The sequence below is a fragment of the Sphaerisporangium corydalis genome, assembly GCF_025506355.1.
GTDB lineage: Bacteria > Actinomycetota > Actinomycetes > Streptosporangiales > Streptosporangiaceae > Sphaerisporangium > Sphaerisporangium corydalis.
Map to the genome: position 1 here is coordinate 39759 of NZ_JANZYP010000024.1, position 13112 is coordinate 52870.

At 72.2% G+C, this 13112-nt stretch carries 8 protein-coding genes; 3 read left to right on the forward strand and 5 right to left on the reverse strand.

The genetic code is table 11. From position 1 onward, the window contains the following. Positions 1 to 86: 86 nt before the first annotated feature. Positions 87 to 1301, forward strand: a complete 1215-nt coding sequence (gene ilvA, locus NYZ98_RS18345) for a threonine ammonia-lyase (protein ID WP_262844025.1) — start codon at positions 87 to 89, stop codon at positions 1299 to 1301. 22 nt (positions 1302 to 1323) lie between these two features. Here the strand turns inward: ilvA and NYZ98_RS18350 are convergent, their stop codons facing one another. Next, positions 1324 to 2778 (reverse strand): M1 family metallopeptidase, encoded by a 1455-nt coding sequence (locus tag NYZ98_RS18350; protein WP_262844026.1) that lies wholly within the window; start codon positions 2776 to 2778, stop codon positions 1324 to 1326. Between the two features lie 157 nt (positions 2779 to 2935). Then, positions 2936 to 4036, reverse strand: coding sequence for a 4-hydroxyphenylpyruvate dioxygenase (gene hppD / locus NYZ98_RS18355; protein WP_262844027.1), 1101 nt, complete (start codon positions 4034 to 4036; stop codon positions 2936 to 2938). Positions 4037 to 4138: 102 nt separating this feature from the next. On the opposite strand from hppD, the gene NYZ98_RS18360 reads away from it, so the two are divergent. Both NYZ98_RS18360 and NYZ98_RS18365 read left to right on the forward strand, forming a co-directional pair. Beyond that, positions 4139 to 4654 carry an Lrp/AsnC family transcriptional regulator gene (locus NYZ98_RS18360; RefSeq protein ID WP_262844028.1) on the forward strand — a complete coding sequence of 172 codons (516 nt, stop codon included), beginning with the start codon at positions 4139 to 4141 and terminating at the stop codon, positions 4652 to 4654. 196 nt (positions 4655 to 4850) lie between these two features. Next, positions 4851 to 7067 (forward strand): transglycosylase domain-containing protein, encoded by a 2217-nt coding sequence (locus tag NYZ98_RS18365; RefSeq protein WP_262844029.1) that lies wholly within the window; start codon positions 4851 to 4853, stop codon positions 7065 to 7067. Between the two features lie 127 nt (positions 7068 to 7194). On the opposite strand, the gene NYZ98_RS18370 is transcribed toward NYZ98_RS18365, so the two are convergent. The 3 genes from NYZ98_RS18370 to NYZ98_RS18380 form a co-directional block, all read right to left on the reverse strand. Further along, a complete protein-coding gene (locus NYZ98_RS18370) occupies positions 7195 to 9165 on the reverse strand; it encodes a thioredoxin domain-containing protein (RefSeq protein ID WP_262844030.1) in 1971 nt (656 codons plus the stop codon). A gap of 85 nt (positions 9166 to 9250) precedes the next feature. Beyond that, positions 9251 to 11065, reverse strand: coding sequence for an ATP-binding cassette domain-containing protein (locus NYZ98_RS18375; RefSeq protein ID WP_262844031.1), 1815 nt, complete (start codon positions 11063 to 11065; stop codon positions 9251 to 9253). Positions 11066 to 11113: 48 nt separating this feature from the next. Continuing rightward, positions 11114 to 12961, reverse strand: a complete 1848-nt coding sequence (locus NYZ98_RS18380; RefSeq protein WP_262844032.1) for an ABC transporter ATP-binding protein — start codon at positions 12959 to 12961, stop codon at positions 11114 to 11116. Positions 12962 to 13112 lie beyond the last annotated feature (151 nt).

Sequence of the window (13112 nt, forward strand, 5' to 3'; positions counted from 1 at the left end):
GGCGGGTGCCCGTGGGCACCCCAGTCGCGGGAAGGTGGGGCCGGGGTGCCGAAGGTGGGGGTCTGGATGAATGGGAGACTTCGGGCATGGCGCACCAACAGGTGACCTATGACGATGTGGTCGCCGCCCGTGAACTACTCGAAGGCGTGATCGTCAGTACGCCGATGCTGCACTCCAGAGTGCTCTCGGAGCTGGTCGGCGGGCCGGTCCACCTCAAGTGCGAGAACCTCCAGCGGGCCGGCTCGTTCAAGGTCCGGGGCGCGTACGTCCGCATCGCCCGGCTCACGGACGAGGAACGCTCGCGCGGCGTGGTCGCCGCGAGCGCGGGCAACCACGCGCAGGGCGTGGCCCTGGCCTCGGGCCTGCTGGGCTGCAAGGCGACGGTGTTCATGCCGGCGGGCGCCCCGCTGCCGAAGGTCGAGGCCACCCGGGGCTACGGCGCCGACGTGATCTTCGCGGGCGTGACCGTCGACCAGGCGCTGGCGGCGGCCAAGGAGCACTCCGAGGAGACCGGGGCCGTCTTCATCCACCCGTTCGACCACCCCGACGTCGTGGCCGGGCAGGCCACCCTCGGGCTGGAGATCCTCGAACAGCTCCCCGAGGTGGGCACGATCACGCTCGCGGTCGGCGGCGGCGGGCTCGCGGCGGGGGTCGCCCTGGCCGTGAAGTCCCTGCGCCCCGGGGTCAGGATCGTGGGCGTGCAGGCCGAGCGGGCCGCCGCCTACCCCGCGTCCCTGGCCGCCGGCCACCCCGTGGTCGTGGAGCCCATGTCGACGATGGCGGACGGCATCGCCGTCGGCCGTCCCGGCGACATCACCTTCGAGATGATCCACTACCTGGTGGACAGCGTGGTCACGGTCTCGGAGGAGACCCTGTCCCGGGCCCTGCTGCTGTGCCTGGAGCGCACCAAGATGGTGGTGGAGCCCGCCGGGGTCGCCGGGCTCGCGGCGCTGCTCGACTGGCCGCACGCGTTCGAGCCGCCGGTGGTCGCGGTGCTGTCCGGCGGGAACATCGACCCGCTGCTGCTGTCGAAGGTGCTGCGCCACGGCCTGTCGGTCTCCGGGCGCTATCTCGCCTTCCGCATCCGCCTCGCCGACCGCCCGGGGGCGCTGGCCACGCTGCTCAGCCGTCTGGCCGAGCTGGGGGCCAACGTCCTGGACGTGGGGCACGAGCGGGTGGACCCCCGGTTGCACATCGACGAGGCCGAGGTGCTGCTGCACCTGGAGACCAAGGGCCCGGTCCACTGCGAGGAGGTCCTGTCCGGCCTCCGCCGCTACGGCTACAAGCTGATCTTCAGCTGAGCGCCCACGCCGGCGCGGGGCGTCACACCGCCGACGCGGGCCGCGTGGGCTTGAACAGCCAGGGGTCGAACAGGTCGCCTAGCGGTTTTCCCGCGACCTTCTCGGCGAGTTTCACGAACTCCTCGGTCGTGACGCTGCCGTACTTGTGCTGGTCGGTCCAGGTGCGCAGCAGGGTGAAGAACGCGTCGTCGCCGATGCGCTTGCGCAGGACGTGCAGGGTCATGCCGCCCCTGATGTACACGGAGTTGTTGAACAGGTCCTGCCGCTGGGCGACGCCGGGCGGGTACTTCCAGATCGGCGCGGACTTGGCCGCGTAGTAGTCCTGGAAGGTCTTCTCGACGCTCGGGCCGCCCTTGTGCTCGGTCCACAGCCATTCGGCGTAGGTGGCGAAGCCCTCGTTGAGCCACAGGTCCTTCCACCGGGCGATGCTGAGGCTGTCGCCGAACCACTGGTGGGCCAGCTCGTGCGCGATGATGCTCTGGTCCGGCTCGAACCCGCCGTACATGGGCTTGGTCTGGTTCTCCAGGGCGTACCCGGTGGAGAAGTCGTCGATCACGCCGCCGGTGGAGGAGAAGGGGTAGGGCCCGAAGATCTTCGACCAGTAGTCGGTGACCGTGGCCGACGTGGTGTACAGGAAGTCCAGGTCGTGGCGGAACGCCGGGTCGGTGGCCGCGTACACCGGGATGCCGCCCGGGCTCTCGCCGGTCTTCACCTGGAACTTCCCGAGCGTGATCGTCGCCAGGTAGGTGGCCATCGGGTGGTCCTCGCGCCAGCGGAAGTCGGTGGACCCTCCCCTGGTCACCGGGGCTCCGCGCATCTCGCCGTTGGCGATGACCGTGATCCCGGCCGGGACGGTGACGTCGAACTCGTACGTCGCCTTGTCGGCGGGGTGGTCGTTGCACGGGAACCAGGTCTTGGCGCCGTTCGGCTCGCTGGTGACGAACGCGCCGTCCTTGGTCGGGATGAAGCCGTAGGTGCCGAGGTTGGAGGAGTTGCGCACCGGATCGGGCTTGCCGGCGTAGTCGACGACGACGGTGAACGTCGTGCCCTTGGCGATCACCGAAGGGGGGATGACGGTCAGCTCGTCGCCGTCCCGGGTGAACCTCGCCGCGCCCCCGTCCACGCGCACGCCCCGCACGGTGAAGTCGTGCAGGTCGAGGTTGAACCTCGACAGGTTCTGGACGGCCTTCGCGTCGATGCTCGTGGTGCCCGACAGCTTCTTGGACGGCGGGTCGTAGGCGAGCTTCAACGCGTAATGGTCCACGTCGTAGCCGCCGTTGCCGTCCATCGGGAAGTCGGGGTCGCCGATGCCCGCCGCCCCCGGCGTCCCCGCCTGTGAGCCGGCGGACTGGGCGTTCGCGACGTCCGCCGGCTCGCTCGGCGCGGTCGCCCCGCTCGACGCTGAACAGGCGTTGAGTCCGAGCACTGTGGCGGACAGAACGGCGGTCGTCACCCGCTTGGGCCCCTTGAGCTGCATGCCACGCAGCCTACGCGAGAAACCCCAGGTCATCCGGCATCTACGGCAATGACGCGAAGGGGCTTTGTCGCGCAAAGCCCGCCCCATTCCACCGAACGGGATTCACATCCGTCCCACCGGCCCCGGGCGCACCGGGGCCGGAGGTCCTCCGCGCTGGTCAGAGGTTGCCGCGCAGTTCCTGCTCCCGCTCGATCGCCTCGAACAGCGCCTTGAAGTTGCCCTTGCCGAAGCCGAGCGAGCCGTGCCGCTCGATGAACTCGAAGAACACCGTGGGCCGGTCCTGCACGGGCTTGGTGAAGATCTGCAGCAGGTAGCCGTCCTCGTCGCGGTCGACCAGGATGCGCTGCTTCCTGAGCTCCTCGATGGGGGCGCGGACCTGGCCGATCCTCGCGCGCAGCTCGGGGTCGTCGTAGTAGGAGTCGGGGGTGTCAAGGAACTCGACGCCGGCCTCCCGCATCGCCGCCACCGTGCGGAGGATGTCGTTGGTGGCGAGCGCGATGTGCTGGACGCCCGGGCCGCCGTAGAACTCCAGGTACTCGTCGATCTGCGACTTCTTGCGGCTGACCGCCGGCTCGTTCAGCGGGAACTTGACCTTGCGGGTGCCGTTGGCGACGACCTTGGACATGAGCGCGGAGTACTCGGTGGCGATGTCGTCGCCGATGAACTCGGCCATGTTGGTGAAGCCCATGACCCGCTGGTAGAACTCGACCCACTCGTCCATCCGGCCGAGCTCGACGTTGCCCACGCAGTGGTCCACGGCCTGGAAGAAGCGCTTGGCCGGCGGCTCGACCAGCGGGCCGGCCTCGTGGTAGCCGGGCAGGTACACGCCGCTGTAGTTGGACCGGTCGACCAGGGTGTGCCGGGTCTCGCCGTAGGTCGCGATGGCCGCCATGACGACCTTGCCGCGCTCGTCCTCAAGGGTGTACGGCTCGACCAGGCCGCGCGCGCCCGCGCCGACCGCGTGGGCGTAGGCGCCCTCCACGTCGGGGATGTCCAGGGCGAGGTCGATGACGCCGTCGCCGTGTTCGGCCACATGGCGGGCCACGGGCGTGCCGGGCCGCACCGGGCCGCGCAGCTCGAAGCGCGCGCTCCCCGAGGTCAGTACGTACGCGACCTCGTCGCGGCTGCCCGTCTCCGGCCCCTTGTAGGCCACCAGCCGCATCCCGAAGGCCGTCGAGTAGTAGTGCGCCGCCTGCTTGGCGTTGCCCACCGCGAAGACCACCGAATCCATGCCGTTAACCGGAAATACATCGCTCATGAGGCCACTCTCAGATGATGTGACCTATATGCGCAAGTGATGGAAAAAACAGTGGTCAGATTGCCTAGCGCCCAGCCGCTGTCACCGGTAATCCTGTACAGCATGATGATCGACGAGCTGGACGCGCGGCTGATCACCCTGCTCGCCGCCGAACCGAGGGTCGGCGTCCTCGAGGCGTCCCGGCGGCTGGGGGTCGCGCGGGGCACCGTGCAGGCGAGGCTCGACCGGCTGACGGAGAGCGGCGTGATCACCGGCTTCGGCCCGGACGTCGACCCCGCCGCGCTCGGCTACCACGTGACCGCCTTCGTCACCCTGCAGATCCGGCAGGTCAGCGGGCACGAGCCGGTCGCCGGGCTGCTCGCGGTCATCCCGGAGGTGCTGGAGGTCCACACCATCACCGGGGGTGGCGACATGCTGTGCCGGGTGGTCGCCAGGAGCAACGCCGACCTGCAACGGGTCATCGACCGGATCGTGGACGTCGAGGGGGTGGTGCGCACGTCCTCGGTGATCGCGCTGGACACCCCGGTCGCCTACCGCGTGCTGCCGCTCGTCGCCGAGACGCCCCGCGACCGCCAAGGCCCCGCCGGCGGTCACCCGGGCGGCGATACGAAAACTTGACTCCCGGCGGGCCCGCCCCACGCGTCGCCGGGGAACCCGAAGCCTCGTGCCATAGCCGGAAAAGGTGGTACGCGAACCTGGATCATGCCTGGTCAGCGAGGCCTCTCGACGGGCGGAGCACCGGCTTCTATCCTCTACTGTGGACGATCCGCCCAGCTTACGGGGGTTTGCTGAGCAGGAGATCGGGGGTCATGCCGTGCGGCACGAAGGGAAGAAACGCCGGTCGAGGCGTCGTCTTCTCCACCGATTCCTCATCGCCGGTGGCGTCGTCGTCCTCGGGCTCGCCGCGATGGTGGCCGTCGTCTGGGTGCTGACCCCGATCCCGGACACCACTCAGAAGCTGGCGACCGCGCAGGGCTCGCTGATCTACTACCGCGACGGCAAGTCGGTGCTCGCCCGCCAGGGCGTCAACCGCAAGAACGTCTCGCTTCACAAGGTCCCTCAGGTCGTGCGCGACGCGGTCATCTCCGTCGAGAACCGGACGTTCTATCAGGACCAGGGCGTGTCTTTGCCAGGTACGGCCAGAGCCATGTGGTCGACCGTCACCGGCAACCAGGTGCAGGGCGGCTCGACCATCACCCAGCAGCTCGTCCGCAACTACTACAGCGGGCTCAGCCAGGAGCGGTCGGCGACCCGCAAGCTCAAAGAGATCATGATCGCGCTGAAGGTGGACCGGTCCAGGTCCAAGTCCTGGGTGCTGGAGCAGTACCTCAACACCATCTACTTCGGCCGGGGCGCGTACGGGGTCCAGGCCGCCTCCCAGGCCTACTTCGGCAAGGACGTCGGCAAGCTGAGCGCGTCGCAGGGCGCCTACCTGGCGGCGGTGATCCAGCAGCCGTCGCGGTTCGCCACGCCCAAGGGTGCCGACCTGGACGCCGCCAAGGCTCGCTGGCGCGCGGTGGTCGACGCGATGGTGCTCACCAAGACGCTCGACCCGGCGCGGGCGGCGGCGATGACGTTCCCCAAGCTCAACAAGCTCAAGAACCCGCTGTCGCCCAACGGCCAGAAGGGGTACGTCCTGGCGCAGGTGCGGGCCGAGCTCAACCGCAGGGGCCTCAGCGACGAGGACATCCAGCAGGGCGGCCTCAAGATCACGACAACGTTCGACAAGAGCCTGATGGCCGCCGCCGAGCGTGCCGTCGAGGACACCCTCCCCTCCGACACCTCCGGCAAGGTGCGCACCGGGCTCGCCGCCGTGGACCCGGGCACCGGCGAGGTCGTCGCCTTCTACGGGGGCAAGGACTACGCCGCCAACCAGTACGACAACGCGTTCTCGGCCAAGGTCCAGGCCGGGTCCACCTTCAAGCCGTACACGCTGGCCGCCGCGCTGGAGGCCGGGTTCGACCTCAACACCCGGGTGAACGGCAACTCGCCGATCCGGGTCGCCTCGGCCAAGGACCCGATCCCCAACTCAGGCGGCACCTCCTACGGCGCGTCCATCGACCTGGTGGAGGCGACCCGGCACTCGGTGAACACCGCGTTCGTGGACCTCGCGCAGAAGGTCGGCCTGAAGCGGGTCGCCAAGGCGGCCGAGGCGGCGGGCATCCCGGCGGACCAGATCGTCAGGCAGAAGGACTTCCCGACCTTCCCGCTCGGCACCGCGTCGGTCAGCGCCGTCCAGCAGGCCTCCGGGTTCGGCACGTTCGCCGCCGGCGGGGTCCACCACGAAACGCACGTCATCCGCTCGGTCACCGACGCCAAGGGGCACGTCAGCAAGTACACCGCCCAGGGCGTCCGCGCGTTCGGCGAGGACACCGCCGCCGACGCCACCTACGCCATGCAGCAGGCCGTCGAGGGCGGCACGGGCACCGCCGCCCGGCTGTACGACCGGCCGGTGGCCGGAAAGACCGGCACCAGCGACTCCTCCAGCTCGGTGTGGTTCGTCGGCTTCACCCCGCAGCTCTCGGCCGCCGTGGACATGTTCAGGGACGACAACAAGACGGTGAGCGTCCCCGGGTACGGGGCGCTGTTCGGCGGCTCGCTGCCCGCGCAGGTGTGGCGGGCGTTCATGACCGACGCCATGGCGGGCCGGCCGGTGAAGGACTTCCCCGGCCCCACCTCGTACAACCCGTACTACGACGACTGGGGCGGCAACGGCTGGGGCGACTCCACCGACCCGGCGGACCCGTGGGGCAACGGTGGCGAAGGAGACAACGGTCAGAACGGCGACCGCGGCCAGAACGGGCAGAACGGCGACAACGGGCCGGGCGGCCCGAACGGCGACAACGGGCAGGGCGGCGACCCGCGCGAGAACCCACAGAAGGACCGGTCCGGCACGCCTCCCGGGCCGGACGGCCCGCCCCCGGGTCCCGACGGCGACCCGGGCCCCGGCCCCGGCCCCGGTCCCGACGGCCCCGACGGCCTGACCCCCCGGAACCACCCCGCCGAGACCCCGTCCCCGCCGCCCGCCTGACACGCCCTGCCGGGCGGACGGCCTGGCCGAACGCGCGCGGATCTTCAACTGGGCCGCACGCGCGCGGGCCGTTCGCCGACCCGGACGCACGTGCGTCCATGGCCGGTCCGGACGCGTCCGGACCCGGTCAGCGGGCGGGGGAGGCGCGGAGTTCGCTGGCCAGGTCGGCGGGGGAGGTGACCGGGGCGCGGCAGGTGAAGGCCCGGCAGACGTACGCGGCCGGCAGCCCGCCGACCAGGCCCCTGCCCTCCATCAGCGGCACCCCCTCGTCGCCGATCGCGATCACCATGCCGGGCGCGCCGGCCATCAGCGCGGCGCGGTGCAGGGCGATGGTGCGCGGGTCGCCGAGCGGCCCGGTGATCGCGACCTCCACCGGCCCGCCCAGCACGGCCTCGGCGACCGCGAGACCCCACCCGGCGAACCGCGCGTGCTTGCCCGCGAGCACCGAGACCGCGCCGATCGCCGCCTGCGCCGCCTCGCGGTGGCGGGCCGAGCCGGTCAGGGCGGCGTACGACAGCAGGGCCCCGGCCGCCGCGAACTGCCCGGACGGCGTGGCATTGTCGGTGGGGTCCTGGGGACGCTGGAACAGCCGCTCTCCGTCGTCGGCGGTGTCGTAGAACCCGCCGGAGCCGTCGGGGAACCGGTCGAGCACCGTGCCGAGCAGCGCGCCCGCCCGGTCGAACCAGCGGGACTCGCCGGTGACCCCGTACAGGGCGAGGAAACCTTCGGCGACGTCGGCGTAGTCCTCGAGCACCCCGGCGTTGGCCCCCGCCCGGCCGTCCCTGGAGGTGCGGGTCAGCCGTGCGCCGTCGAGGTGCAGGCCGTCCAGCAGCTCGGCCGCCGCGCGTGCGGCGTCGACGAGGTCGGGGCGGTCGAACAGCGCCCCCGTCTCGGCCAGGGCGGCGATGGCGAGCCCGTTCCACGCGGCCACCACCTTGTCGTCCCTGCCGGGGCGCACCCGGGCGGCGCGGGCGGCCAGCAGCTCGGCCCGCACCTCGGCGAGCAGCGCCGCGTCGGCCGGGTCGGTGAGGAGCTGGAGCACCGAGGCGCCGTGCTCGAAGGTGCCAGGGCCGGTCACCTCGAAGGCGGACGCGGCCCAGGCGCCGCGCTCCTCGCCGAGCGCGGCGCGCAGTTCCTTCGGCGTCCAGACGTAGAACCTGCCCTCCACGCCCTCGCTGTCGGCGTCGAGCGCGGACGCGAAGCCGCCCTCGGGGGTGCGCATCTCGCGGAGGAGCCAGTCGGCGGTCTCCAGGGCCACCCGCCTGGCCAGCGGCGACCCGGCCGACCGCCACCAGTGGGCGTAGACCCGCAGCAGCAGCGCGTTGTCGTACAGCATCTTCTCGAAGTGCGGCACCACCCAGCCCGCGTCCACGCTGTAGCGGGCGAAACCCCCGCCGAGCTGGTCGTACATCCCGCCCCTGGCCATGGCGGACAGGGTGTTCTCGGCCATCGCCATGGCCTCGGGGGTGCCGTGCCTGAGCAGGAACTCCAGGACCATCGACGGCGGGAACTTGGGCGCGCCGCCGAACCCGCCCCGGGTCGCGTCGAAGGTGCGGGCGAGGTCGCGCACGGCCGTCTCGGTGGTCTCCGCCGTCGGCAGCGGGCCCTCCGGCAGGTCGGAGCCGTGGCTGAGGGCCTCCACGACCTTGGTCCCCTGGGCGAGCACCTCGTCGCGCTCCTGGGTCCACGCCTGGGCCACGCCGGACAGCAGCCGCTGGAACTGCGGCCGGGGGAAGTAGGTGCCGGTGTAGAACGGGTGGCCCTCGGGCGTGGCGAACACGGTCATCGGCCAGCCGCCGTGGCCGGTCATGGCCGTGGTGGCGTTCATGTAGACCGCGTCCACGTCGGGCCGCTCCTCGCGGTCGACCTTGACGTTGACGAACAGCTCGTTCATCATGCGGGCCGTCTCGGCGTCCTCGAAGGACTCGTGGGCCATGACGTGGCACCAGTGGCAGGCGGAGTAGCCGACCGAGACGAGCAGCGGCACGTCCCTGCGCCGGGCCTCCGCGAAGGCGTCCTCACCCCACTCGTGCCAGTCGACCGGATTGTCCGCATGCTGGAGCAGGTACGGGCTCGTCGCGTCCTTCAGGCGGTTCATCGAGATCTCCCCTGCGTACGTCGAGGCGCGCGGAGGCGGCCCCGTTTCCACTCCGCGCGGACCCTCACACAGTAATCCCGCCGCGTCAGCGGTAGATCCGTTCCTGGAGGTGGTAGAGCTCGGAGTACAGGCCGGAGTGGGACACCAGTGCCCGATGATCGCCGTTCTCGACCACTTCGCCGCCGTCCAGGACCACGATCATGTCGGCCATCCGCACGGTGGTGAACCGGTGGGAGACGAACAGGGTGATCGCGCCCCTGCGGTGGCCCGCCTCACCGGACAGGGTTGCGTAACGGTCGAAGATCGCGTGCTCGGCGGCGGCGTCGAGCGCGGCGGCCGGCTCGTCCAGGACCAGCAGGAGCGGGTCCTCGCGCATCATGCACCGGGCCAGGCCCAGCGTCTGCCACTGGCCGCCGGACAGCTCCACCCCCGGGCCGTACCCGTGGCCGAGCAGCCCGGACAGGCCGCCGGGCACGGCCGCGACGATCCCGTCGGCCCGCGCCTGCCCGACGGCCCGGGTGACCGCCGCCTCCTCCTCCACCCGGGCGACGTCGCCGACCCCCACGTTCTCGCGCAGCAGCAGCTCGAACCGGGCGAAGTCCTGGAACAGGGGGGCGACCCTGGCCCGCCATTCCCGCGGCGGGATCTCGGCCAGGTCGGCGCCGTCCACCAGGATCCGGCCCGAGGTCGGCCGGTAGAGGCCGCACAGCAGCTTGACGAGTGTGGTCTTGCCCGCGCCGTTCTCGCCGACCAGCGCCATCGAGGCCCCGGCGGGGATCGTCAGGTCCACGTCCCGCAGGATCATCCTGCCGGTCCCGGGATAGGCGAAGCCCACCCCCTCCAGCCGGATCCCCTCCGCCAGTGCCTCCGGCACCGAAGCCCCCACGAGCGCCGCCGCCCGTCCTGAACGATCCGCCCGTGCGGCGGGCGGCGGCGGGGCGGGGTCCTGGAGGGAGGTCAGGCGGTCCAGGGTCCTGCCGACGCCCTGGAGGGCGGTGAGGAGCGTCGCCGACCCCGCCACCTGCACGCTCACCTGGACCGCCAGGGTGATGACCATGACCACGTCACCGGCGCCGGCCCGTCCGCGCGCCGCCTCCCAGATCACCAGCGTGATCGCGCCGCCGTACGCGAGGGCGAAGGCGAGCTGCCCGAGCGCCCGCACTCCGGCGGCCCGCAGGTGCGCGCTCCGCAGCGCCGCGCTGGTCCGGGACCAGCAGGCGTCCTGCTCCAGCATCAGCGGGGGCTCGGCGTGGAAGAGCCGGATCTCCTTGACCGAGGCCGGGGAGGTCGCCAGGTCGAGCAGGTGCCGGGTGCGGCGCGTGCTCTCGGCGGTCGCCTCCCTGGCCCGCTCGACCAGCCCTTGGGCCCGCTGGCCCAGAAGGACCGAGGGGAGCGCGGCCAGCGGCAGCAGGGCCAGCCGGGGATCGAGCGTCACCAGCAGCACGGTGGTCAGGCTCATCTGGAGGACCAGCCCGCCGAGCTGGAGCACCGACTCCACGGCGGTCCGGGTCTTGCCCAGCTCCTCCCTGACCAGGTTCACGCCGTCGGCGAAAGTGGAGTCGTCCAGCCGTTCCAGCCCGGACGAGCCGTTGACGGTGCGGATGAGCCGCTCGTTGAGGTCGGTCTCGGCCAGCTCGCCGACCTCGAAGTACGACAGGTGCGCGAAGTGCCCGAGCATCAGCTCCATGACGAGCAGCACGGCGACGCCGGTGATGACCAGCGTCGCGGTGCCCGCCCGGCCGGAGACGGCGGCGTCGGTGAACTCCCGCAGGCCGAGGGCGACCAGGGGCGTGGCCAGGTAGCCCAGGGCCATCAGCCCGATCGCCTTGAGCAGCCGGACCCTGTCCACCGCGGCGGCGAGCCGCATGACGAAGACGGCGCTGCCCACGACCCACCTCATCGGCCCGCCCCGTTCATGATCGGCCCCTCTCGACGGTTTCAGTCGGTTTCACCGGACCCCATCCGATCCGGGGCCGAACCGGCGGGCCTGCAGATTGAACAGACCGGCGTACCGCCCGCCCGATCGCAGCAGCGACGCGTGGTCGCCCTGCTCGACCACGCGGCCGTGCTCGATGACGGCGATCCGGTCGGCCCGCCGCACCGTGGAGAACCGGTGCGAGATGATCACGGTCGTCAGCCCGCCGGTGATGGCGAGGAACCGGTCGAAGAACTCCACCTCCGCCCGCACGTCGAGCTGGGCGGTGGGCTCGTCGAGCACCAGCACCGAGGCGCCCCGCTCGACCGCGAGGAAGGCGCGGGCCAGGGCGACGCGCTGCCACTGGCCGCCCGACAGGTCGCGCCCGCCCGCGTACTGCCGGGACAGGGGGGTGTCCAGCCCGCCGGGCAGCGCCTGGACCACCTCCAGGGCCCCGGCGCGGCGGGCGGCGGCGAGCAGCGCCTCACGGTCGGTGAGGGCGTCCGGGGCGCCGAGCCCGATGTTGGCGCCCGCGGACAGCTCGTAGCGGACGTAGTCCTGGAAGATCACGGCGAGGCGGCGCTGCCAGTCCCGGGGGTCCAGCCCCCGCAGGTCCAGCCCGTCGACCGCGATCCGCCCCTGGTCCGGGTCGTACAGGCGGGCCAGCAGCTTGACCAGCGTGGTCTTGCCGGCGCCGTTCAGCCCGACGATCGCGGTCGAGGAACCTGCGGGGAGCTCCAGGTCGAGGCCGTCCAGGACGGTACGCCCCCGGCCGTAGCCGAAGCGGACCCCCTCGAAGCGGATGCCGTGCCGGGGCAGGCCCGCCGCCGGGAGGTCGCCGCGCGGCGTCTCGCCGGCGCCGCGCCGGGCCACCTCCTCGAACGTCTCCAGCGCCTCGTAGGCGTTGAGGCCGTACTGCGTCTGGACGTCGCTCTCAGGGAAGAAGGTGCCGAAACGGACGGCCACCAGCGCGGCCTGGAGCACGATGGAGATCTCCAGCAGGCCGAGCCCGCCGAGGGCGGCGGAGCGGCCGAGCCAGAGCAGCAGGGCGGCGCCGCCGGCCAGCCCGACCAGCGTGTACCCGACGAACGGCCAGAACAGGATGCGCCTGCGGCCGGCCCACAGCGCCCCCAGGTACTCCCGCGAGTCCTGGCGGTGGCGCCGCTCGTACCAGTCGATCAGGCCCAGCGTCCGGAACTCCTTGGCCGCCGTGGGCGCCGTCCCGGTGCCGCGCAGGTAGGCGACCCGGCGGCGCGGGCCGGCCAGCTCGCGCCAGAGCGCGCCGAGCCGGCCGAGCGACCCGCGCTGGCCGTGGCGGATCACCAGGGCCGTGGCCGCCGCGACGACCGCCGCCACCGGCGACAGCATGATCCCGATCAGGACCACCGCCCCGGCGAGCTGCGTGTACCTGGCGATCAGGGTGAGCGCCCCGGCGACCGCCTCGCCGGGGGTGGGCGGCAGGCGGCCGAGCCCGTCGCGGGCGTCCCCGAGGCCGCTCAGCACGTCCTCGCGTTCGAGCACCGCCATCGGGGCGTCGGCCAGGGCGGCGCGCATCAGCCGGCGGGCGCAGCGCCCGTCCACGCGCCGCGCGATGATCTCCCCGAGCGCGGCCTGGTAGGGGACGATCACCTGCTGGGCTATGTAGGCGCCGACGGCGAGGCCGAGCGCCGTGGCGGTGGCCGCCAGGTCGGCCGGACGACCGGCCGCGGGGGCGGCCACCTCCGCCAGCATCACGCTGGTCCAGACGATGAAACCGGCCGGGAGCAGGCCCGCGACCAGGTTCAGCGCGACCGCCGCGGCCAGCGGCCCCGGGCCCGCGTACGGGAGCAGCCGGGCGATCTCCCGCCGCCGCTCCGAGGGGCTCGCGCCGGCCGCGGTCATCGGGGCCTCCGGCTCCGGGGCGAGGCGTTCTCGGCTATGCTCGGCGGCAAAGCTGTGACGAAGTCAAGTAGGCCGGGACCACGCGAGTCACGAGAGAGCCGCCGGAGCTGGAAAGGCGGCCTCGCCCCCCGGCCGAAGACCCTTCCGAGCT

Bases quoted from the DNA above. Each gene is read 5' to 3' on its own strand.
- ilvA (WP_262844025.1), top strand. From the start codon at position 87: ATGGCGCACCAACAGGTGACCTATGACGATGTGGTCGCCGCCCGTGAA.
- NYZ98_RS18350 (WP_262844026.1), bottom strand. From the start codon at position 2,778: ATGCAGCTCAAGGGGCCCAAGCGGGTGACGACCGCCGTTCTGTCCGCC.
- hppD (WP_262844027.1), bottom strand. From the start codon at position 4,036: ATGAGCGATGTATTTCCGGTTAACGGCATGGATTCGGTGGTCTTCGCG.
- NYZ98_RS18360 (WP_262844028.1), top strand. From the start codon at position 4,139: ATGATGATCGACGAGCTGGACGCGCGGCTGATCACCCTGCTCGCCGCC.
- NYZ98_RS18370 (WP_262844030.1), bottom strand. From the start codon at position 9,165: ATGAACCGCCTGAAGGACGCGACGAGCCCGTACCTGCTCCAGCATGCG.
- NYZ98_RS18375 (WP_262844031.1), bottom strand. From the start codon at position 11,065: ATGAGGTGGGTCGTGGGCAGCGCCGTCTTCGTCATGCGGCTCGCCGCC.
- NYZ98_RS18380 (WP_262844032.1), bottom strand. From the start codon at position 12,961: ATGACCGCGGCCGGCGCGAGCCCCTCGGAGCGGCGGCGGGAGATCGCC.